General features: G+C 72.8%; 19 protein-coding genes and 7 tRNA genes. 11 read left to right on the top strand and 15 right to left on the bottom strand.

What is annotated here, in order from left to right:
- Positions 1-99 precede the first annotated feature (99 nt).
- Both DTL70_RS05105 and DTL70_RS05100 read left to right on the top strand, forming a co-directional pair.
- A complete protein-coding gene (locus tag DTL70_RS05105; protein ID WP_114020604.1) occupies positions 100-2,316 on the top strand; it encodes an elongation factor G-like protein EF-G2 in 2,217 nt (738 codons plus the stop codon).
- A gap of 261 nt (positions 2,317-2,577) precedes the next feature.
- Positions 2,578-4,257 carry a hypothetical protein gene (locus DTL70_RS05100; RefSeq protein WP_114020603.1) on the top strand — a complete coding sequence of 560 codons (1,680 nt, stop codon included), beginning with the start codon at positions 2,578-2,580 and terminating at the stop codon, positions 4,255-4,257.
- Between the two features lie 98 nt (positions 4,258-4,355).
- Here the strand turns inward: DTL70_RS05100 and DTL70_RS05095 are convergent, their stop codons facing one another.
- The 7 genes from DTL70_RS05095 to DTL70_RS05065 all read right to left on the bottom strand — a co-directional run bounded on the left by DTL70_RS05095 (position 4,356) and on the right by DTL70_RS05065 (position 9,415).
- Entirely contained in the window at positions 4,356-4,895 is a 540-nt protein-coding gene (locus DTL70_RS05095; RefSeq protein ID WP_114020602.1) for an HIT family protein, read from the bottom strand.
- Positions 4,896-4,988: 93 nt separating this feature from the next.
- Positions 4,989-6,971: a threonine--tRNA ligase gene (gene thrS, locus DTL70_RS05090; RefSeq protein WP_114020601.1), complete on the bottom strand. Its 1,983-nt coding sequence runs from the start codon at positions 6,969-6,971 to the stop codon at positions 4,989-4,991.
- 150 nt (positions 6,972-7,121) lie between these two features.
- A complete protein-coding gene (locus tag DTL70_RS05085) occupies positions 7,122-8,036 on the bottom strand; it encodes a hypothetical protein (RefSeq protein WP_114020600.1) in 915 nt (304 codons plus the stop codon).
- 208 nt (positions 8,037-8,244) lie between these two features.
- Positions 8,245-8,316: transfer RNA gene (locus DTL70_RS05080), tRNA-Val, on the bottom strand.
- Positions 8,317-8,367: 51 nt separating this feature from the next.
- Positions 8,368-8,838 (bottom strand): SRPBCC family protein, encoded by a 471-nt coding sequence (locus tag DTL70_RS05075; RefSeq protein ID WP_114020599.1) that lies wholly within the window; start codon positions 8,836-8,838, stop codon positions 8,368-8,370.
- 67 nt (positions 8,839-8,905) lie between these two features.
- Positions 8,906-8,977: transfer RNA gene (locus DTL70_RS05070), tRNA-Val, on the bottom strand.
- A 69-nt stretch (positions 8,978-9,046) separates the two neighbouring features.
- Positions 9,047-9,415 (bottom strand): TIGR02611 family protein, encoded by a 369-nt coding sequence (locus tag DTL70_RS05065; protein WP_114020598.1) that lies wholly within the window; start codon positions 9,413-9,415, stop codon positions 9,047-9,049.
- 199 nt (positions 9,416-9,614) lie between these two features.
- Here DTL70_RS05065 and DTL70_RS05060 point away from each other — a divergent pair, with 199 nt between their 5' ends.
- Both DTL70_RS05060 and DTL70_RS05050 read left to right on the top strand, forming a co-directional pair.
- Positions 9,615-10,028 (top strand): SsgA family sporulation/cell division regulator, encoded by a 414-nt coding sequence (locus DTL70_RS05060; RefSeq protein WP_016467747.1) that lies wholly within the window; start codon positions 9,615-9,617, stop codon positions 10,026-10,028.
- A gap of 362 nt (positions 10,029-10,390) precedes the next feature.
- Positions 10,391-10,960, top strand: a complete 570-nt coding sequence (locus tag DTL70_RS05050; RefSeq protein ID WP_114020596.1) for a CGNR zinc finger domain-containing protein — start codon at positions 10,391-10,393, stop codon at positions 10,958-10,960.
- A 72-nt stretch (positions 10,961-11,032) separates the two neighbouring features.
- Here DTL70_RS05050 and DTL70_RS33420 read toward each other — a convergent pair whose 3' ends face one another.
- Both DTL70_RS33420 and DTL70_RS05045 read right to left on the bottom strand, forming a co-directional pair.
- Positions 11,033-11,194 (bottom strand): hypothetical protein, encoded by a 162-nt coding sequence (locus DTL70_RS33420; RefSeq protein ID WP_181860783.1) that lies wholly within the window; start codon positions 11,192-11,194, stop codon positions 11,033-11,035.
- Between the two features lie 126 nt (positions 11,195-11,320).
- On the bottom strand, positions 11,321-11,782 hold the full coding sequence (locus DTL70_RS05045; RefSeq protein ID WP_114020595.1) for a hypothetical protein: 462 nt from the start codon (positions 11,780-11,782) through the stop codon (positions 11,321-11,323).
- A 102-nt stretch (positions 11,783-11,884) separates the two neighbouring features.
- Here DTL70_RS05045 and DTL70_RS05040 point away from each other — a divergent pair, with 102 nt between their 5' ends.
- Entirely contained in the window at positions 11,885-12,388 is a 504-nt protein-coding gene (locus tag DTL70_RS05040; RefSeq protein WP_114020594.1) for a DsbA family protein, read from the top strand.
- Positions 12,389-12,397: 9 nt separating this feature from the next.
- Here DTL70_RS05040 and DTL70_RS05035 read toward each other — a convergent pair whose 3' ends face one another.
- The 3 genes from DTL70_RS05035 to DTL70_RS05025 are packed head-to-tail and all read right to left on the bottom strand — an operon-like array spanning position 12,398 to position 15,252.
- Complete coding sequence (locus DTL70_RS05035; RefSeq protein WP_114020593.1) at positions 12,398-13,243, bottom strand: GNAT family N-acetyltransferase; 846 nt, start codon at positions 13,241-13,243, stop codon at positions 12,398-12,400.
- Positions 13,244-13,284: 41 nt separating this feature from the next.
- The gene (locus DTL70_RS05030; protein ID WP_114020592.1) at positions 13,285-14,106 is read right to left on the bottom strand and encodes an aminotransferase class IV; all 822 of its coding nucleotides are present in this window, start codon (positions 14,104-14,106) and stop codon (positions 13,285-13,287) included.
- A 54-nt stretch (positions 14,107-14,160) separates the two neighbouring features.
- The gene (locus DTL70_RS05025) at positions 14,161-15,252 is read right to left on the bottom strand and encodes a chorismate-binding protein (protein ID WP_114020591.1); all 1,092 of its coding nucleotides are present in this window, start codon (positions 15,250-15,252) and stop codon (positions 14,161-14,163) included.
- Between the two features lie 152 nt (positions 15,253-15,404).
- Here DTL70_RS05025 and DTL70_RS05020 point away from each other — a divergent pair.
- From DTL70_RS05020 to DTL70_RS05000, 5 genes are all read left to right on the top strand, one after another.
- Positions 15,405-15,477 (top strand) — tRNA-Gly (locus DTL70_RS05020).
- Positions 15,478-15,511: 34 nt separating this feature from the next.
- A tRNA-Cys gene (locus tag DTL70_RS05015) sits at positions 15,512-15,585 on the top strand.
- A gap of 1 nt (position 15,586) precedes the next feature.
- Positions 15,587-15,658: transfer RNA gene (locus tag DTL70_RS05010), tRNA-Val, on the top strand.
- 39 nt (positions 15,659-15,697) lie between these two features.
- Positions 15,698-15,769, top strand: a tRNA-Val gene (locus DTL70_RS05005).
- Between the two features lies 1 nt (position 15,770).
- A tRNA-Val gene (locus DTL70_RS05000) sits at positions 15,771-15,845 on the top strand.
- A gap of 77 nt (positions 15,846-15,922) precedes the next feature.
- On the opposite strand, the gene DTL70_RS04995 is transcribed toward DTL70_RS05000, so the two are convergent.
- The 3 genes from DTL70_RS04995 to DTL70_RS04985 all read right to left on the bottom strand — a co-directional run bounded on the left by DTL70_RS04995 (position 15,923) and on the right by DTL70_RS04985 (position 17,771).
- Positions 15,923-16,207: a TFIIB-type zinc ribbon-containing protein gene (locus DTL70_RS04995; RefSeq protein WP_114020590.1), complete on the bottom strand. Its 285-nt coding sequence runs from the start codon at positions 16,205-16,207 to the stop codon at positions 15,923-15,925.
- Positions 16,208-16,289: 82 nt separating this feature from the next.
- The gene (locus DTL70_RS04990) at positions 16,290-17,267 is read right to left on the bottom strand and encodes a phosphotransferase family protein (protein ID WP_114020589.1); all 978 of its coding nucleotides are present in this window, start codon (positions 17,265-17,267) and stop codon (positions 16,290-16,292) included.
- 294 nt (positions 17,268-17,561) lie between these two features.
- Positions 17,562-17,771: a hypothetical protein gene (locus tag DTL70_RS04985; protein ID WP_114020588.1), complete on the bottom strand. Its 210-nt coding sequence runs from the start codon at positions 17,769-17,771 to the stop codon at positions 17,562-17,564.
- Positions 17,772-18,437: 666 nt separating this feature from the next.
- Between DTL70_RS04985 and DTL70_RS04980 the strand changes: the two genes are divergently transcribed.
- Positions 18,438-19,913 (top strand): serine/threonine-protein kinase, encoded by a 1,476-nt coding sequence (locus DTL70_RS04980; protein ID WP_114020587.1) that lies wholly within the window; start codon positions 18,438-18,440, stop codon positions 19,911-19,913.
- The last annotated feature ends 3 nt before the right edge of the window (positions 19,914-19,916 follow it).

Genomic DNA, 19,916 nt, shown 5'->3' with positions numbered 1-19,916 from the left:
CCTCTGCGCAGCGGTGGAAAGCTCGAGAAGAACCGGTGGTCTTCGCGACCCCTCGGCCCCTCCAGCGTGCTCCAGCAGTGACGACGGAAGGCGGGACACATGGCCGACAAAGCGAACGCACACCCCGGAGCCGCCGGCAGGGCAGCGGCGGCCGACCACCCCGCCGCACTACGCAACGTGGTGCTGGTCGGCCACAGCGGAGCCGGCAAGACGACTCTGGTCGAGTCCCTGGCACTCACCTCGGGAGCGCTCACCCGCGCGGGACGGGTGACGGACGGCACCTCCCTGTGCGACCACGACGAGATCGAGCACAGGCAGCAGCGCTCCGTACAGCTCGCGCTGGCGCCGCTCACCTGGAACGGCATCAGGATCAACCTCCTCGACACCCCCGGATACGCCGACTTCGTCGGAGAACTGCGGGCCGGCCTGAGGGCGGCGGATGCCGCCCTCTTCGTCGTGTCGGCCGCCGACGGTGTGCAGGGGTCGGCCCGGCTGGCGTGGGAGGAGTGCGCGGCCGTCGGTATGCCGCGCGCCCTGGTCGTCACCCACCTCGACGCGGCGCGCGCCGACTTCGACGAGATGGTCACCGTCTGCCAGGACGTGCTCGGCGGCGACGACCCGGACGCCGTCATCCCCCTCTACCTGCCGGTCCTGGGCGACCGGCAGGCCGACGGCAGCGCCCCCCTCACCGGGCTGGCCGGACTCCTCACGCAGCGGCTGTTCGACTACAGCGGCGGACAGCGCACCGAACGCGATCCCGGCGAGGGCCTGCTGCCGCGGCTGACTCGGGCCAGGAACCGGCTGATCGAGGGCATCATCGCGCAGAGCGAGGACGAGACGCTCATGGACCGCTATCTCGGCGGCGAGGAGTGCGACGTCAAAACGCTCGTCGCGGACCTGGAGAAGGCCGTGGCGCGTGGCGTCTTCCACCCGGTGCTGCCCGCCGCGCCCGCCGACGGCGGATCTGGCCAGTGCCTGGGCAGCGTCGAGCTGCTGGAGCTGATCACCGGCGGGTTCCCCACCCCGGACGAGCACGGCATCCCCGCGGTCACCACCCCCGAGGGCGCCCCGCGCCCCGCGCTGTCCTGCGATCCGGACGGGCCGCTGGCCGCCGAGGTCGTCAAGACCTCCTCCGACCCGTACGTGGGCCGCGTCTCGCTCGTGCGCGTCTTCTCCGGCACTCTGCGGCCCGACGCGACCGTGCACGTGACCGGGCACGGGGTGGCCGACCGCGACGACCAGGACCCCGCCCTCCACGAGGCGGACGAGCGCGTCGGGGCGCTGTCCGCGCCGTTCGGCAAGCAGCTGCGGCCCCTGGACGCGGCCATCGCGGGGGATCTCGCCAGCGTGGCCAAGCTGGGCCACGCCGAGACCGGCGACACGCTCTCCTCCCCGGACGCGCCGCTCCTGATGGCGCCCTGGGCGATGCCCGACCCCCTGCTGCCGGTCGCCATCGAGGCGCACAGCAAGGCCGACGAGGACAAGCTCTCCCACGGTCTGGCCCGGCTGGTCGCCGAGGACCCCACGATGCGGCTGGAACACAACCCCGACACCCACCAGCTCGTCCTGTGGTGCATGGGCGAGGCGCACCGGGACGTCGCCGTCGAGCGGCTGCGCTCCCGCTTCGGAGTGCGGGTGGACACCGTGGCGCACGAGGTGCCGCTGCGGGAGACGTTCGCCTCATCCGTCACCGGGCGCGGACGGCACGTCAAACAGTCCGGCGGGCACGGGCAGTACGCGATCTGCGAGCTGACCGTCGAACCGCTGGAGAACGGCTCCGGCATCGAGTTCGTCGACAAGGTGGTGGGCGGGGCGGTACCGCGCCAGTTCATCCCTTCGGTGGAGAAGGGCGTCCGCGCCCAGGCCGCCAGGGGGGTCACCGGGGGCTACCCGCTGGTGGACGTGCGGGTCACTCTCTTCGACGGCAAGGCGCACTCCGTCGACTCCTCCGACGCGGCGTTCCAGACGGCCGGCGCGCTGGCCCTGCGCGAGTGCGCCTTACGGGCGAGCATCCACCTGCTGGAACCGGTGGCCGAGGTGGAGGTCACCGTGCCCGACTCCTATGTGGGCGCCGTGATGAGCGATCTGTCCTCCCGCCGGGGCCGGGTGCTGGGCACCGAGCAGGCCGCCACGGGCAGCACGTCTGTGCGCGCCTGCGTGCCCGAGAGCGAGATCAGCCGGTACGCGATCGACCTGCGCTCCATGTCGCACGGCACGGGCCGCTTCTCGCGCTCCTACGCGCGGCACGAGCCGATGCCGCAGCAACAGGCCGCCCGCCTCCTGCAGGAGGCAGCGGCCGCGGGCGGCGGGCAGTGAGGGACGGCCCTGAGGGGCGTCGCGGACCAGGGCGGTCGCCCGGGCAGGCGGTCGCCCGCAAAGGCGGTCACGGAAAAGATCCGCAAAGGCGGTCACGGAAAAGAACGGTCACGGAGAAGGGCGCTCGCCCGAAACGGCTCGGCTGAGGCAAGATGTGTGCCGACCACGGCAGTTGGGAAGCCGTCGTGGTCGGCGGCATTTCACCGGGCCGAGGCCGGGCCCGCGGTGCCGTGAGCCAGATCCGAGCGGAGTGGGGGCCAAGTGGCCGGTTTCGACGACCTCAGCAGCCAGACCGACGCGGCATCCGACTTCAGCCCAGGCGCCCAGATCCCGCTCGCAGGCCCTGGCCAGGGCGGTCAGACGGCGGCGTCGCAGGCGCTGGCCTCGGCCGCCTACCGCGACGACGAGGTGGAGAAGCTGGTCGCGGCCAACCCCGACGCAGGGTTCAAGAAACCGAAGCTCTCCCTCTTCGAGCCCAACCTCGGCGAGGCCTACGCGCGCGCCGTCCAGACCCGGCTGCTCGGCGGGGCACGGGCGCCCCTCATCCAGTCCTTCGGGATCGAACCCCAGACCGTGGTCGAGCACTGCCTGGCAGCCACGCGCGTGCGCAAGCAGCGCGACGCCCGGCTGACGCTGGTGATGGCCGTCTTCGGGCTGCTGTTCCTGCCCGGCGTGCTGCTGTGGCTGCTGGCCTTCCAGATGCGCCGCCTGATCGCCGGTTCCAAAGACAGGCGGGCGGGAGCCATCGGCATGGTGGTGCTCGTCGCCGTCGGCGCGCTGGTGGTGCTCTTCGCCGTCCTGCTGCCCTTCAACGGCTTCCTGGGCATCTACCTACGGGCCATGCTGGTGGCCCCGCTGCTCGGCGGCCTGTGGGCCAAGCAGATCTGCGAGCGCTACGCCAAGGACCTGCGAAGCCGCTGGGAGAGCCTGCTGGGCGGCACCGGGGTCGGCGCCAAGATCCCCGAGGCCGTTCCCCAGGACCCGGGCGACGCCGGCGCCGAACGCATCCGTCTGGGACTGGCCAAGGTGGCGGCCGAGCAGGCCAGCAACCTCATCTACTACGCGGGCCCCAAGGGGATACTGGGCATGGGCACCCGCTGGGGCAGCTGGCAGCTGGCGGAGGAGCTGATCCCCGCCAAGGACGGCGAGGACATCAACCCGTTCCGCAGCTGGGACGTCATCCGCGCCATCCACGACCAGCTGCGCATGCTGGAGCGCGGCCCGCTGCACACCGGCGGCTTCCCCGCGCCCTCGATACGGCACTGGGTCGTCTCCCCCATCGCCGAGGGTGCCAAGGCGGTCAAGCGCCCCGAGGGCCAGGAGATCGAGGGCTACCGCGTCAAGGACTTCGAGATCCAGCGCATCTGCAACGAGCAGCAGTTCGGCGCCGGAAACCGGCACTACCTGGGCGTGCAGTTCGTGCTCTGGGACGGCCAGTTGGTCATCACGCTGCTGATCACCGTCACCGTCCTGCACCACACGCTGCGCATCGAGGTCACCGGGCACGCGCTGGGCCCGGTGGACGGGCTGTTCACCAGCGGCCCGAAGGCCAAGACGAAAGAGGTCTCCAAGAGCGTCAAGTTCTGGGAGACCCGCACCGTCAACCTGCCGCTGGTGGAGTCCAAGGAGGTCGTACGCCTGTCGGCACGCGCGCCCTTCACCTGGTTCCCGCCCGTCCTGGACTTCCTCGGCGGCAAGCTCAGCCTGCCCGAGCCGTTCGGGCTGCGGCACGCGTGGGCGAAGAAGCCGTGGCGGCACCGCTTCATGGCCGACGACGCGATGCGCGCCGCGACGCCCGTCCTGCGGGTCGTCCACGCGGCGGCCATCCGGGTGCTGGAGGAGAACGGCTGCGACGTGGAGAAGTTCGGCAGCCGCTCGCTCAACCTCAGCGCGGCGGTACAGGACGCCAAGCCGTCCAAGGCGGACGTGTACGACGCGTAGGGGCCGCCTGCGGCGCGCGGCCGACCGCCGCGGGTGCCAGCCGTCGTCCCCGCACGTGGGCGACGGCTACGCGCCGCGGGAGCGACGCGCAGCGGCGGTCACCAGGCCTCGGCCAGCATCGCCCTGGTGTCGGCGAGGAGCTGCGGCAGGACGCGGGTGTGGCCGACCACCGGCATGAAGTTGGTGTCCCCGCCCCAGCGGGGCACCACGTGCTGGTGCAGGTGCGCGGCGATACCGGCGCCGGCGACGGAGCCCTGGTTCATGCCGATGTTGAAGCCGTGTGCGCCCGAGACGCGGCGCAGCACGGTCATCGCGCGCTTGGTCAGCTCCCCCAGCTCGACCGTCTCCGCCTCGTCGAGTTCGGTGTAGTCCGCGAGGTGCCGGAAGGGCACCACCATGAGGTGGCCGCCGTTGTACGGGTAGAGGTTGAGCACCGCGTACACGTGCTCACCGCGGGCGAGGATCAGCCCGTCCTCGTCGGATTTCTCCGGGATGGAGCAGAAGGGGCAGCCGTCCTCGGCTCCGGGACCGCTCGGCTTGTTCTCGCCCTGGATGTAGGCCATCCGGTGGGGGGTCCACAGGCGCTGGAACGCGTCCGGCGTCCCCACTCCGATCTGCTGCTCCGGCTCACTCGTCATGCCCGCCAGCTTATGCGCCTGACAGCGCCTGACACGAGGAGGGGGCGGCCCGGCAGGCCCGCCCCCTTCCCCGTCACGACCCGGCGGCCGGTGTCACACCTGGACGCGGCGTTCGACCGCGTCGGCGATCTCGCGCAGGGCTTCGTCCTGCGGGATCCCGTTCTTCTGCGACCCGTCGCGGTAGCGGAAGGAGACCGCGCCCGCTGCGACGTCCTCGTCACCGGCGATCACCATGAAGGGGACCTTGCTCTTCTGCGCGTTGCGGATCTTCTTCTGCATCCGGTCCGAGGAGGAGTCGACCTCCATCCGCAGCCCCTCGGCCTTCGCGGCGGCCGCGAACTGGGCCAAATACGGCACATGGTCGTCGCCGATCGGGATGCCGACGGCCTGGACGGGCGCGAGCCAGGCCGGGAAGGCGCCCGCGTAGTGCTCCAGCAGGACGGCGAAGAAGCGCTCGATGGAGCCGAAGAGCGCGCGGTGGATCATCACCGGCTGCCGACGGGAGCCGTCTGCGGCGGTGTACTCCAGGCCGAAGCGCTGGGGCTGCTGGAAGTCGACCTGGATCGTCGACATCTGCCAGGTGCGGCCGATGGCGTCGCGCGCCTGTACGGAGATCTTCGGGCCGTAGAACGCAGCGCCGCCCGGGTCCATGACCAGGTCGAGGCCCTGCTTGCCGGCCGCCTGGCGCAGCGCCTCGGTGGCCTCCTCCCACTCCTCGTCGGTGCCCAGGAACTTGTCCGACTCGGGGTCGCGGGTGGACAGCTCCAGGTAGAAGTCGGAGAGCCCGTAGTCGCGGAGCAGGTTGAGGACGAAGGTGAGCAGGTTGTCCAGCTCGTCCGGCATCTGCTCCTTGGTGCAGTAGATGTGCGAGTCGTCCTGGGTGAAGCCGCGGGCGCGGGTGAGCCCGTGCACGACACCGGACTTCTCGTACCGGTAGACGGTGCCGAACTCGAAGAGGCGCAGCGGCAGCTCACGGTAGGAGCGGCCGCGCGCCCTGAAGATCAGGTTGTGCATCGGGCAGTTCATCGCCTTGAGGCGGTAGTTCTGCTCGTCGAACTCCAGCGGCGGGAACATGCCGTCCTCGTAGTGCGGCAGGTGCCCGGAGATCTCGAACAGCCGCTCCTTGGTGATGTGCGGCGTGTTGACGAACTCGTAGCCGGACTCCTCGTGCCGCTTGCGCGAGTAGTCCTCCATCACCTTGCGCACGACGCCGCCCTTGGGGTGGAAGACGGCCAGGCCCGAGCCGAGCTCCTCGGGGATGGAGAAGAGGTCCAGCTCGGTGCCGAGCTTGCGGTGGTCGCGCTTCTCGGCCTCGGCGAGGAACTCCAGGTACTGCTTGAGCTCGTCCTTGGTGGGCCACGCGGTGCCGTAGATCCGCTGGAGCTGCGGGTTCTTCTCGGAGCCCCGCCAGTAGGCGGCGGCGGACCGCATCAGCTTGAAGGCGGGGATCAGCCGGGTGGAGGGCAGGTGCGGGCCCCGGCACAGGTCCTTCCAGCACAGCTCGCCGCTCTTGGCGTCGAGGTTGTCGTAGAGGGTCAGCTCGCCGGAGCCGACCTCGGCCGAGGCGCCGTCGGCGGCGCTTGCCGCGTTGCCCTTGAGGCCGATCAGCTCCAGCTTGTACGGCTCGTCGGCCAGCTCCTCGCGGGCGTCCTCGTCGGTGGTGACGCGGCGGGAGAAGCGCTGCCCCTGCTTCTGGATCTGCTGCATCTTCTTCTCGATGCGCTTGAGATCGTCGGGCGTGAAGGGCTCGGCGACGTCGAAGTCGTAGTAGAAGCCGTCCTTGACGGGCGGGCCGATGCCGAGCTTGGCCTCGGGGAAGAGCTCCTGGACCGCCTGCGCCAGCACGTGTGCCGTGGAGTGGCGCAGGATGTTCAGCCCGTCCTCACTGGTGATCTCGACGGGCTCGACCTCCTCGCCGTCGCCCGGCTGGTAGGCGAGGTCCTTGAGCGCGCCGCCGACGCGGACGGCCACGACGGAGCGCTCGCCCTCGAAGAGCGCGGCGGCCGTCGTGCCCGTCGTCACCACGCGCTCTTCCCGCTCGGAATCGCGTTGGATGGTCACACGGGCATCTGACACCGGTCTCTCCTGACTCTCACCTGGGGTACGCGGCCGCTGCCGCGCCGAGCGCGCGGAGTAGGGGCCGCGCGCTCGAATCGTACCGAGCCACCGGGCCCGACCGCGAAACGGTCACCCGGGCTCCGTCCCGGCTCGCGAGCGGGGTCCCGCTCAGTCGCCCAGGCCCCGCTCGAAGGCGTCGAGGTCGCCCCGCAGCCGCTTGAGCAGCCGCTCGCGGGCGGGCTCGGGGACGGGTACGGGTGCGACGTCCCGGACGCCGCTGACGCGCCGGAAGCCGCCCCTGCTCTCCAGCAGCCCGCTGATCCGCAGCGGCAGCCCGGCCAGGTGGGCGTGGACGGCGAGGCGGTAGTCGTCCTCATCGAGCCGGGCACGCACCTGGGTGACCTCGGCCCCGGCGAGGACGTCCATGCGCACCGAGCCAGGACCGCCGGGACCCGCGCGCCGCAGACGCACGACGGTGCCGGTCACACGTACGGGTACGGAGGGTTCGGTGCGGACGTAGTGCTTGCCCGCCTCTTCGAGGGCGGCCAGGTCGTGCGGGGCGAAGCGGAACGGTTCGGGGCAGGCCTCCCAGCCGTGCGGCGTCCCGGCCGCGCGCGACCAGCCGAGCCGGATGCACACCCCTTCCGTGCCGCGCAGCAACTGGCACAGCGACTCGGTCAGTTCGGCGCAGCAGCCGTGGGCGACCGCGGCGTCGAAGTGTTCGAGGCCTCCGGTGGCACGGTAGCCGCGCGCGGCGTCCGTGGCGGCGCGCAGCGCACGGCCCAGCACGACGGCCTCACGGGGCCCGCCGCGGGCCGGTGGCGCCAGCAGGGCCGTCAGCCGGCGCCCCGCGGCCTGCACGTCGGGGCCCTCGTCGAAGCGCGCGCGTGCGATCAGTGCGTCGGCTCGGCGCTCGCCCCTGGCGCCGTGGTAGCCGGTGCGGTGGTGGGCGGCGAGGGCGGCAGCGCGGAGCATGGCGCGGGCGGCGGTACCCAGCTTCTGCCGGGCTCGCCAGGTGGCTGCCGCGTTGCTCGCGGGCAGTTCGCGTCCGCAGTGGACTTCGTCGTCGGCGGCGACTCGCATCACGCTCTCCGTGTACCGGTCCCTCTGCTCTTCTCCTGACCGGGCGGTGGCGCCGCAAACAGCCGGAGTGCGGGGAGCCGGCGCGGCCGGAACGGGCCGGGGGACGCAGGCGGTCCTGAACGGGCGAAGGGCGGGCAGTGAGGGCCGCACGCGAAGAAGGCCGGTCCGTCCTGTGACGGTCCGGCCTTCGTGGAACAGCAACTCGGGGTGGGCGATACTGGGTTCGAACCAGTGACCTCTTCGGTGTGAACGAAGCGCTCTCCCACTGAGCTAATCGCCCCGGGTGCCGCGCCGGTTGCGCGGCGGCACGTGCAGAACCATACAGTGCGGCTCACTCTTCATCCAAACCCCTATCCAGCAGGGCCCGCAGACGGCGCTCGCCGGCCCGCATCATCACCGTGTGGTTGAGGGCCAGCAGGGGCTTCGCGGGGAGGGCGAGGGGCCGCAGCAGCCGGTCGCGCACGTCCACCTCCTGCTCGTAGAGCGCGAGAGCGCCGCCGCCGTCCGCCCGTATGGTCCAGCGGGCCCAGCCGTCCAGGTCGCCGCCCATGGCGATCTCGAGGATCCCGGACGCGGGATCCCGGCGGGCGGTACGGAGAGTCACGGTGAGCACATAGGGGAGCACGGAACGGATGCGGGCCGTGCCGCTGTCCTCGCCGGTCCTGACCAGCGAGCGGACCTGCGGCCACCACTGCGGGTAGCTCTCGGCGCGCTCCAGGACGGCGTAGACGCGCGCGGGGGACGCCGCCAGCCGCCAGGTGCTGCGGAAGCGGTAGTGGTTCAGCGGCGCGGCGCGGCCCATCCGCGCCCCTCCCACGACGCGACCGGGGCCCGGAAGCATACGGCTTCCGGGCCCCGGTGCACGAGGGTGGGCGATACTGGGTTCGAACCAGTGACCTCTTCGGTGTGAACGAAGCGCTCTCCCACTGAGCTAATCGCCCGCCTGCGGGCTCAACATTACCGCATGTCAGAGGGTGCTCCCGACCAGCCGGCGGCCGGTGGGTGACGGCTCAGGAGGCCTGCCCTGCCTCACTCCTCACACGCTTGCGCTCCTTGCGGGCGGCGCGGCGTTCCTTCAGCCAGCGGGTGCCCTCGTGGTACTTACGTTTCGTCCACCGCAGGACGTGCTGCGCCCAGACGAACTCGGTCCCCCACACCGCCATACCGGCGAAGATCACCAGCCATCCCGGCCCGGGGAGGGGCAACATGATGACTCCCGCGACCACGATGGCCAGACCGACCAGGAATATCCCGGCGCGCCAGCTCATGTGGAGCGGCCTGGAGGCCTTGATGAAGTCGGGCGCGCGTGAACCGAGCGGTTTGTCCGCCGCTTCTTCCTCGCGGGTGCCAAGTGGCTTTTCGTCACTCTCCGCACTCATGGTGGACAAGGTACCCGACCCCTTCCGAGTGTGGCCGTTCACTCGATCGGCCGCACTTCTCAAACCTACAAGAGCCGTATGAAGGATTCGATTCCGGGCAAATCAGTCAGAGGGGTTTACAACCGGCGCGTAGGTGGCATGTCGATTGCGCCGACGTGCGAATCCCCGAGCGCACACTGAGCGAAAGGCCCTGGCGCTTATGAACACAACGGTGAGCTGCGAGCTGCACCTGCGCCTCGTTGTTTCGAGCGAGTCCTCGCTGCCTGTCCCGGCGGGCCTGCGGTACGACACGGCGGACCCCTACGCCGTGCACGCCACCTTCCATACCGGTGCCGAGGAGACCGTGGAGTGGGTTTTCGCCCGCGATCTCCTGGCCGAAGGCCTCCACAGGCCGACAGGCACCGGGGACGTCCGAGTCTGGCCGTCCCGCAGCCACGGGCAGGCCGTGGCATGCATCGCCCTCAGCTCCCCGGAGGGCGAGGCCCTGCTCGAGGCCCCGGCGCGGGCACTGGAATCCTTCCTCAAGCGAACCGACGCGGCCGTGCCGCCCGGTACCGAGCACCGTCACTTCGACCTCGACACAGAGCTCTCGCACATCCTCGCCGAGAGCTGAGACCGCCGGTTCCCGCGACCGTCCGACTCGGGGCGACGGTTCGCGGGCCCGGCAGCCGTGTGCCACGGCACCACTTCGTGTAACGGCACACTGCGACGCCGCCGCCGCGTACTCGTACGTGGCGGCGGCGTCGCTGCGTTCCGCCACGCCGCGGCGGCGGACCCCACGGACCCCGGCCGGGCGTGCGCGCAGGTCCGGGGCCGCCCGGGGACCGGCATGGAGGGCCCCGCGCCGGAACCGGTGCGCTGGGCCGGGCGGGAACCGGCACGGGCCGCTGAGCGTTCGACACGGACGGGAGCGACTACGCTCTCTGAGCGGCAGCCGGAGGGATCTCCCCGGACACGGCAGGAGCGGAGCGGCCCGTGCAGATCAACCACGACACCCGGTGCGCACTCGACCAGGTGGTCGGGCTGCTGAACACCATGGCGGACGGCGAGACGCCCGACACGCTGGTGTCCGTGGCCGATCTGCGCGCCTTCGTCGAGCGGCACGGTGTCAGCGGGGTCGACGCGCTCGCCGGGGACGATGTGAGCGACGTCAGAGCCGTCCGCGGGCGTTTCGCGCAGGTGTTCGCCGCCCCGGAGGCGCGCACGGCGGCCCGGCTGATCAACGCGCTGGTCTCGGAGGCAGGCACGACGCCGCAGCTGACCGACCACGACGACTACGACTGGCACGTCCACTACTTCGCACCCGGCGCCTCCCTCGCCCAGCATCTCGCCGCCGACGGCGGCATGGCGCTGGCGTTCTTCCTGGTCTCCGGCGAGCGCGACAGGCTGCGGCGCTGTGAGGCGCCCGACTGCCGGCGCGCCTTCGTGGACCTGTCCCGCAACCGGTCCCGGCGCTACTGCGACAGCCGCACCTGCGGCAACCGCCTGCACGTCGCCGCGTACCGCGCCCGGCAGCGCGAGTCGGCCGAAGCTCCTCAGGGCTGAGCCCGCGAGAGGCGCGCTCGCCGTCGGCCGATCGGGTGGCGTGCACAGAAGCGGCGCGCACGGAAACGGCGTTCACAGAAACAGCAGATCGTGCGCCGCGGCGGCACCGATCAGCACGGCGATCACGGTGAGGAACAGCATCAGCGGTGGTTGGGAGAGTGCGTACAGGCATCCCCTGGGTTCGGGGGGCGGCAGCTCGTCGAGCTCGACCGAGGAGTCCGGCGTCGTGTCCATCTCGCCGTGATCATGTCTCAGCCCCCCGGGACGGCCACGAACACGTGCCCCCATTTCGCGTGGAAGCCAGCGAAAAGTCCGGTATGGCCACTGCCGGCGTGCTAAAGCCTCCGGGGCGCGAGCGCCTCAGATGCCGTGCTTCTTGAGGATCTCCTCGATATCGGAGAAGTCCTCACCATCGGAGGCCTGCGTCTTCTGCCGGCCCGACGGCGGGGTGGTCAGCGCCGGGGTGCCGGAGGTGGACCCGGCCGAGCGGGGCTTCTCCTCCTTGGCCCGGGGCTGCTTGCCGGGCTTGCCCGCGGACCTTCCGGACGCCACGCGGCCGATGACCCACAGGACGACGGCGCAGGCCAGCACGGCGAAACCCGCCCAGACCGTGGGCTTGAGCACCAGGTCGGCCGCCCAGCCGCCGACGGCCCTGCCGATCTTGCCGCCGAGCCCGACCAGCCCGGACATCGCGAGCCCGACCGGCACCAGCGCGACGGCGGCGATGCGCGTCGCGGCGGCGAAGCGGCGGCGCCAGGCGGTGAGGAAGGCGATGGCCAGGCCCGCGGCGGAGAGCGCGGCGCAGACGGTCGTGGTGAGCATGCCCCCATCGTGTCACCGGGCGGGCCGCCGCGGCCACGGCGCGGGCCGGGTTCAGGGAGATCTCGGGGTCGGGGCCCTCCCTGGGGCTGAGAGACTGACCCCATGGACAACACCCACCCCCCGGTCACCCTCGACGTGTGGTGCGAGCTGCAGTGCCCCGACTGCCATCGGTCCGTCAGCGACCTGCGGGCGCTGCGCGAGCGGTACGGCGACAGGCTGGAGATCCGGCTGCGGCACTTCCCCCTGGAGAAGCACAAGCACGCCTACGCCGCCGCGCAGGCGTTCGAGGAGGCCTACGAGCAGGGCAGCGGTGCCGCCTACGCCGAGGCGGTGCTGGCACGCACCGCCGAGTTGGGTGAGCGGGGCGAGGAGTTGCTCGTGGAGGTGGCGTCGGAACTCGGCCTGGACACCGGCGAGGTGGAGTCGGCGCTGATCGACGGCCGGCATCTGCTGGCGGTGGACGCCGACCAGGCCGAGGGAAAGGCGATCGGTGTGACCGGCACTCCGACCTACGTCATCGGCGGGGAACGGCTGGACGGCGGCACGAGCCAGGAGGGCCTGCGGGAGCGCGTCGAGGAGATCGCCGACCGGCTCCTGGCGGACTGAACTGCGCCGCTACAGCAGCTCCTTGACGTAGAACCGCTCGGCCGTGCGGTAGCCGAGCGAGGTGTAGAGCCGCACGGCGGGCGTGTTGTCCGTGAAGACGTTCAGTCCGAGGCGCGGGGCGCTGCGCGCGAGGCACTCGTGTTCCGCCACCGTCATCAGTGAGCGCCCGTGCCCCGCTCCGCGCCGTGCGGGGTCGACGTTGACGTCGAAGACCCAGGCGTCCACGTCGCGGCGGGGCAGGGCGGTGAAGGCCAGCCACAGCGCGCCGACGTTGGTGCCCTCGCAGGTCAGGACGCGGAGCGCGACCCCCTGCGTCGCGGCGCCTTCCGGCAGCCTCGCGCGCCGGGACGCCTCGGCCCCGGCCGCCGCCTGCGCCCGGGTGAGGCCGCGGTCGACCATGCCGCCGACGTACGCCGCGTCGGACGTCTCACACCACGCCGCGAACTCCTCGTCCCGCAGCGGTCTGGCCTCGCTGCCGGGCGGCAGTGCGGGGCGCTCGCGCAGCTCCTTGATCATGTGTCGGCTGCGCTCCGCGTAGCCGAGAGCGGACAACAGGTGGTCGCCCGGGGCCCGTTCCCCGGCCACCGCCGCGCTGTGGGCCTCCACGTGGGTGCAGTCCCAGCCGCGCAGGATCTCCTCCGCTGCCAGGGCCGCGACGGTGGCCCTGCCCCGCCGCCGGTCCCCCTCGTCGACGTGGAGGTGCTCGATCGCGCCGAACGGGGGCCCGGAGTCGCGGGGTCCGAGGAGCGTGAGGGCCCCCACCGGGCGGGTGTTGACGCGGATCTCGTACGCGCGGGAGCGTCTGCCCTCGGCGTCGCGGCCTTCGGGCCCGGTGGGGCGCAGGGTTGTCGTCACGCCCCGGTTCTACCCGCCGGCGCGGGGCACCGCCACCGAATTCACGGGTCGATGTCGGCCGCGGAGCGCTCCTCGAAGACCCGCATCGCCTTGCTGGTCACCGGCCCCGGCGCCCCCGCGAGGGTGCGTCCGTCCAGCCGGGCGACCGCCTGCACGTCGCGCAGGCTGGACGTCACGAAGATCTCCTCCGCCCTCTCGAGCGCCTCCATCGGCAGCTCCGTCTCCCGCGCGCCGGTCCATTCGAGGACGAGGGCGCGGGTGATACCCGCCAGGCAGCCCGACGTCAGCGGCGGGGTGTGCAGTTCGCCGTCGAGGACGAGGAAGACGTTGGAGCCCGTGCCCTCGCACAGCCGTCCGTGCGTATTGGGGAACAGGGCCTCGGTGGCGGCCTGTTGCCTGGCCCGGGCCAGGGCCACGACGTTCTCGGCGTAGGAGGTGGTCTTCAGCCCGGTGATCGCGCCGCGCTCGTTGCGGGTCCACGGGACGGTGACGACGGAGGTGGCGTCCGGCCTGCGGGTGGCCTCACCGAGTGCGACCACGAGCGTCGGGCCCGCGTCGCCGCGGTCCGAGCCGAGCGGGGAGAGGCCACCCGTGTAGGTGATCCGCAGCCGGCCGTAGGGCACCGGGTTCGCCGTGACGACCGCCTCGCAGGCGCGGCGCACCTCGTCCAGGTCGGGCTCGGGCAGGCCGAGACCGCGCGCGGAGGACGCCAGCCGGTGCAGGTGCCGGGTGAGGGCGAAGGGGGTGCCCTCGGCGGTCTTGACGGTCTCGAAGACGCCGTCGCCGACCGTCAGTCCGTGGTCGAGCACGGAGACGTTCGCGCTGTGGGCGTCCCGCAGGCCGCCGTCGAGCCAGATCTTCACTGCTGTTCACCTCAGGGAGCCCGAAGGGACCGCTTCGTCACCGCGTGTGCCTGGTCAGGTGCTCTTGCGCACGCTCCCCGGCCGTGGCGCGGTCTTGTCTTCCTCGTACTCCCCCGACGCTACCGCGAGCAGCCGGGAAGCCTTCAGCTCGGTCTCCCGCCACTCCGCCTCGGGATCGGAGTCCCAGATGATCCCGGCGCCCGCGCCGAAGCGCAGCAGGGCGTGCGGGTGCTCGCGCTCGATCCAGAACGTCCGTATGCCGACGGCCAGCTCGCCGACGCCGCGGTCCGCGTCGACCCACCCGATGCCGCCGGTGTAGGGGCCGCGCGGCGCCGCCTCCAGCGCGTCGATCAGCCGCAGCGCGCTCGATTTGGGCGCGCCGGTGATGGAACCTGGCGGGAAGGTGTCTTCCAGCAGCCGTGCCCACGGCCGTTTCGCGTCCTTGGGCAGTTCGCCGCGGACGGTGGAGACGAGGTGGACCAGCCCGCGGTACGGCTCGGCCGAGCACAGCTCGGGGACGGTGATGGAGCCGGGGACGCAGACCCGGCCGAGGTCGTTGCGGACCAGGTCGGTGATCATCACGTTCTCCGCCCGCTCCTTGTCTCCCAGGTCGGCCGCGGAGCGCCCCGTTCCCTTGATGGGCCCCGACTCGACCGCGCTGCCGTCCCTGGCCAGGTACAGCTCAGGCGAGGCGGTGGCGATCTCGATGCCGTGGGCGGGGAGGCGAACGGTTCCGGCGTGGGCCGCGGGGGTGCCCTGGGCGAGCCGGGCGGTGAGCTGGTCGATGTCGCAGGCGCGCGGGGACGGGTCGGGCAGCGGCGCGGACAGGACGCGGCAGAGATTGACCTGGTAGACATCGCCGGTGGCGATCGCCGCGCGGATCCGCCGTACCCCTTCCGTGTACGCGGCGTGGTCGAGGGAACTCACCCAGTCCTGTGGGGCCGGTCCGCGCCAGCGCCCCGGCACCGGCCCGGGCAGGGGCGCGGCGCGTACGTCTCCGAAACGGGCGCAGCGCAGCCCTCCCTCGTAGTCGGCGACCACGGCCCACCAGCCCGTCGAGTCGAGGGCCTCGGGGTCGCTGGTGACGTCGCGCAGGTCGGTGGCGAGGTGCCCGCCCAAGCGGGCGAGCGGGGTCAGATCGGACACGGCGCCGAGTCTATGGGGGCAGCCTGGCGGCCACGCTGCGGAAACGGAATTTGAGCTGGCCCGGGAATCCGCTAAAGTTCAACACGTCGCCGCGGCACGCAAGTGCTCCGGAGGCGAGGCACCCGCCAGGTCACGATCGCGTGCGGGCGCCTGCGGACGTGGCTCAGTTGGTAGAGCATCACCTTGCCAAGGTGAGGGTCGCGAGTTCGAATCTCGTCGTCCGCTCGATGTGGGGGATCCTCCCGGGACCCCCGCACTCGGTGGAGTGGCCGAGAGGCGAGGCAACGGCCTGCAAAGCCGTCTACACGGGTTCAAATCCCGTCTCCACCTCCAAGGACGATTAGCTCAGCGGGAGAGCGCTTCCCTGACACGGAAGAGGTCACTGGTTCAATCCCAGTATCGTCCACCGGGTCCGCGAGGACCTCGGGGCTCTTGTCGGCCCCACGCGCGGTTAGCTCAGCGGGAGAGCGCTTCCCTGACACGGAAGAGGTCACTGGTTCAATCCCAGTACCGCGCACGGACGATTAGCTCAGCGGGAGAGCGCTTCCCTGACACGGAAGAGGTCACTGGTTCAATCCCAGTATCGTCCACCAGCTTCTGAAGAGGGCCCCGGCCGGTCGGCCGGGGCCCTCTTCGTGCTCTCGCCCGGCAAGAGCGGGCAAGAGCGGGGTCAGGAGGAGAACAGCATCCGCCCGAAGCCCCCGTGACGGCCGTGGTGGCCGTAGTGCCCGTGCGAGCCGTGGTGCGGGGCGCCCCAGGCCGGACCCGACGGGTACGCCTGCCCCGCGGGCGGCGGCGGAGGAGGTGCGGACTGCGTCCACTGCGCCTCCATCCTGGTGAGGGCCTCCAGCTCACCGTAGTCGAGGAAGATTCCCCGGCAGTTGGCGCACTGTTCTATCTGCACACCGTTGCGGTTGTACGTGTGCATGGGCGCACCGCACTTCGGACACATCATTCGCCTGCTCCCTCTCTTCCCGTGCCCGGTGGCCGAGAGCCGGCCTCGGACGCCGACCGGTGTCCGCCGGGCGAGCACCACCCTACGGCCCCTGGTGTGCGGGGAGTTCGGCCTGGCCGGCACCGGCCGCCATCCGTGCGCAGGCGGCCACGCAGGCCTCCTCCGCCTCGTCGGGAACCCGGCCTGCGGCACCCGCCTTGGCGACGCCGAGCGCGGCGCTCTGCACCGTCAACGCGCGTGCCGGCGCGTCCAGCCTCGGCCACGGGTCCGCCTGCGCGAGCCCTCCCCGGAAACCGGCGGCCCGGACGGTGCGCACGTAGGCGCCGAGGAAACGCTCCCACTCCCCGGACGCCAGAAGCCCGGTGGCGTACCAGCAGGCGGGCCGGGCCAGATCCCAGGCCGGATCGCCGAGGCCGAGGTCGTCGACGTCGATGAGGTGCCAGTCCCCCGTGCCGGCCGGGTGGCGGACCAGCTGCCCCAGGTGGAAGTCGCCGTGGCACACCGTGGTGGCGCGGGGCGGCGGCTCCTCGCCGCGGCACCAGGCGGGCAGCGATGCCCACGCCCTCTCCACGGTGCGGGCCGCCGCCGCGAGGGTGCCCCCCGGGGCGCTCCGCATGCGGGCGACGGCCCGTGCCGCCTTCGCCGGGCCCCGCATCGGCGGCAGGGGTCCGGGAAGTCGGCCGGGCGCCGGGAGGGGCACCGCGTGCAGCCGGGCCAGCAGGCTGCCCGCCGCCTCCCAGGGGGCCGCCCCGGGATCGTCCGGGTCCACGGGGCTCCCGTACGGCCAGACGCTGGCACTCCTGCCGCCGGGCAGCTCGACGGGACCGCCGCGTCGCAGCGGGGCGAGCAGCACGCCCGCGTACGGCTCGGCTGCCGCGACCCCGAGCCGGACGGCGAGCGCCCCGGCCTCCGCGTCCGGATCGTGCGCCTTGGCGACGCGGTCCCCGACGCGTACGACCGTTCCGTCGGCCCGCTCGGCCAGCACCTCACCGTCAGTGGCGCCCACCAGCCGCGCGAGCGCCCTGGGCAGCGCGGGGTCGGCGGCCTGCTGGTCGGACATCGGCGCGGAAACCCCCTCGGCTACGCGGAACGCCACAGCCTACGGTCCGCCGCCCCGCCACGGTGCGGCGCACCTCTCGCACCTCGTCAGCCAGCATCCGTTCCCGCGCCGCGGCGCCGAGAACCCGCTCAAGCGCCGCGCACCGTCACAGCGCGGAGGGCACCGTCACAGCGCGGAGGCCCGGGCAGCTCCCCAGCCGCCCGGGCCTCTTGCCGTCCGCCGCACCCCCGTCCCCACGGGGCTGTAACCACCGGAAGTCCCCGACCCGGTCCGCTCCACCGGGCCCGGGGCCGCTCAGGACCCCAGCATTCCGGCAACGGACGACGCCTGTTCCAGGACCGTCCGACCCCAGCCGGAGACCAGCCCGAGGAGGAGGGCGAGCGGCAGCACCATGGCTGCTGCCACCAGCGGATGGCGCCGCCCGCCGGGACGGGTACCCGGACCGGCCAGTGCCGTCGGCTTCCCCTTCCCTGCGGGCGCCGTGCGCCCGGCGGTGTGCGCCATGATCCGCTCCTGTCGTCGTGTGGGGCGGCGGACGTCTGACCTCGGGCTCGGGGCCTCCCCCGGCCCGCCAGGGCCGAGGGGAAGAGTGCTGCGTCCGCCGCTTGACCACCACATTAGGCACCGGCGTGACCTGCGGCGTCATGCGCGCGTACCGACTCCGGGGCCTCCCGCAGGATGACGTCGAGCCGCGCCGCGTACTCCCCAGGGTGGAGGCACAGGCCGGTTTCCCGGGGTCTTCCCCCAGGGGGTATCGCACGGGCGCGCCTCCACGGGTGAGTTCGCTCACTCCGCGGTGCCTGCCACGGGCCCGTCCCGCCCTACCGCGGGCCGCGGGCACGACGGGGCCTGCGGGGTCGCGGGCCCGGCCGGGACGCCCCGGGCGCCTTCCCCCGTGCCGGCTTTCGCCCCGTCAATCCCCGTGCCCGGCCGGTGGCTTGGGGGCGGCGCGGCAGGGCGCGCGGGCGCGCGGTCACGGCGCGTTGTGCTGACTGACCACCGTCCGCTGTGCCCTGACATTCCGTCTGGCGCCGCGTGCGCGGCCTATCGTCGCCACGCGGCGGCAGTCCGTAAGCTGTCGTCGTCAGACGGACCGGTCAGCCGGTGGGCCTCCCACCCGGCACCGGAGGCGGGGCCCGCCCCGCCGGACACCGGAGGTAGGGAACGGACATGGCGATGATGCGGCTCCGGCGAGAGGACCCGCGAGTCGTCGGCTCGTTCAGGCTCCACCGCCGCCTGGGGGCCGGCGGCATGGGCGTGGTCTACCTCGGTTCGGACCGGCGTGGCCAGCGGGTGGCGCTGAAGGTGATCCGGCCGGATCTCGCCGAGGACCAGGAGTTCCGCTCCCGTTTCGCGCGGGAGGTGTCGGCCGCACGGCGCATCCGCGGCGGGTGCACGGCCCGGCTGGTGGCCGCCGATCTGGAGGCCGACCGCCCCTGGTTCGCCACCCAGTACGTGCCGGGGCCCTCGCTGCACGACAAGGTGACCGAGGGCGGGCCGCTGCCCGCCTCGCAGGTCGCCTCGATCGGGGCCGCGCTCGCCGAGGGGCTGGTCGCCGTGCACGAGGCGGGGGTCGTGCACCGGGACCTGAAGCCGTCGAACATCCTGCTCTCCCCCAAGGGCCCGCGCATCATCGACTTCGGCATCGCCTGGGCGACGGGGGCCAGCACCCTCACCCACGTCGGTACCGCCGTCGGGTCTCCGGGGTTCCTGGCGCCCGAGCAGGTGCGGGGCGCGGCGGTGACCCCCGCGACGGACGTGTTCGCGCTGGGCGCGACGCTGGCGTACGCGGCGACGGCGGACTCCCCGTTCGGGCAGGGCAGTTCGGACATCATGCTCTACCGGGTGGTGCACGAGGAGCCGCAGCTCGACGAGGTGCACGCGGCGCTGGCTCCCCTCGTCCACGCCTGCCTCGTCAAGTCGCCTGAGGACAGGCCGAGCACGTTGCAGCTCTCGCTGCGGCTCAAGGAGATCGCGGCGCGCGAGGCGCGCGGGCTCTCCGACGGCGGTGAGGCGGCCGGGCTGGGCGGGGGCGGGGCCGCGGGCGCGGGGCGGCCAGGTGCCGGTGCGCGCCCGGTGCCCGGCGGACGGCGGGAGCCGCTGTCGGCCGAGCGGCGGGCCCGCGACCACGCGCAGCAGCGGACCCAGCGGGACGGCTCGGCCCGTGGACGTGACGGGGGGACGGGCGCACCGCGGGCCGCCACTCCGCGCACCGCCCGTGCGACGGGGGCGGGGTCCGCCCGCTCGCGGATGTCGCGTCCCGCGCGGGACGCCGGTTATCCGACGGGGAGCGGGGGACGCCAGGGACACGAACGGGTGGTGCGCCGCCCCGCGGGCCCCCCGCCGCCCCGCGGCGCGGAACGGGGCGGCACGGAGCGGTCCGGAAGCGGCCGTGCCACGGGCGCACGGCAGAGCGCCGCGCGCGGGCCCCGCCAGGAGGGCGGCGGCCGTCCACGGGCGGGGCTCAGCCCGGCGGCCCGCAAGCGGCGGCTGCTGCGCCAGCGGCTCATCGTCTTCGTCGTGGTCACCCTGCTGGTCGCCCTGGGCATCGCCGCGGCCCAGGGCTGCGAGGGCCCCACCCGCGGCCTGGGCCACGTCACCGAACGGGTGTCAGCGGCGTCGCCGTCGCCCACCGCGGAACGGTGAGGG

It is taken from the genome of Streptomyces diacarni (assembly GCF_003323715.1).
Taxonomy (GTDB): Bacteria; Actinomycetota; Actinomycetes; order Streptomycetales; family Streptomycetaceae; genus Streptomyces; species Streptomyces diacarni.
Note: the sequence above shows the minus strand (reverse complement) of the source record. Positions and strands in the feature narration are given on the sequence as shown.

Bases quoted from the DNA above. Each gene is read 5' to 3' on its own strand.
- DTL70_RS05105 (WP_114020604.1), top strand. From the start codon at position 100: ATGGCCGACAAAGCGAACGCACACCCCGGAGCCGCCGGCAGGGCAGCG.
- DTL70_RS05095 (WP_114020602.1), bottom strand. From the start codon at position 4,895: ATGACGAGTGAGCCGGAGCAGCAGATCGGAGTGGGGACGCCGGACGCG.
- DTL70_RS05085 (WP_114020600.1), bottom strand. From the start codon at position 8,036: ATGCGAGTCGCCGCCGACGACGAAGTCCACTGCGGACGCGAACTGCCC.
- DTL70_RS05075 (WP_114020599.1), bottom strand. From the start codon at position 8,838: ATGGGCCGCGCCGCGCCGCTGAACCACTACCGCTTCCGCAGCACCTGG.
- DTL70_RS05065 (WP_114020598.1), bottom strand. From the start codon at position 9,415: ATGAGTGCGGAGAGTGACGAAAAGCCACTTGGCACCCGCGAGGAAGAA.
- DTL70_RS05060 (WP_016467747.1), top strand. From the start codon at position 9,615: ATGAACACAACGGTGAGCTGCGAGCTGCACCTGCGCCTCGTTGTTTCG.
- DTL70_RS33420 (WP_181860783.1), bottom strand. From the start codon at position 11,194: ATGGACACGACGCCGGACTCCTCGGTCGAGCTCGACGAGCTGCCGCCC.
- DTL70_RS05045 (WP_114020595.1), bottom strand. From the start codon at position 11,782: ATGCTCACCACGACCGTCTGCGCCGCGCTCTCCGCCGCGGGCCTGGCC.
- DTL70_RS05040 (WP_114020594.1), top strand. From the start codon at position 11,885: ATGGACAACACCCACCCCCCGGTCACCCTCGACGTGTGGTGCGAGCTG.
- DTL70_RS04995 (WP_114020590.1), bottom strand. From the start codon at position 16,207: ATGATGTGTCCGAAGTGCGGTGCGCCCATGCACACGTACAACCGCAAC.
- DTL70_RS04990 (WP_114020589.1), bottom strand. From the start codon at position 17,267: ATGTCCGACCAGCAGGCCGCCGACCCCGCGCTGCCCAGGGCGCTCGCG.
- DTL70_RS04985 (WP_114020588.1), bottom strand. From the start codon at position 17,771: ATGGCGCACACCGCCGGGCGCACGGCGCCCGCAGGGAAGGGGAAGCCG.
- DTL70_RS04980 (WP_114020587.1), top strand. From the start codon at position 18,438: ATGGCGATGATGCGGCTCCGGCGAGAGGACCCGCGAGTCGTCGGCTCG.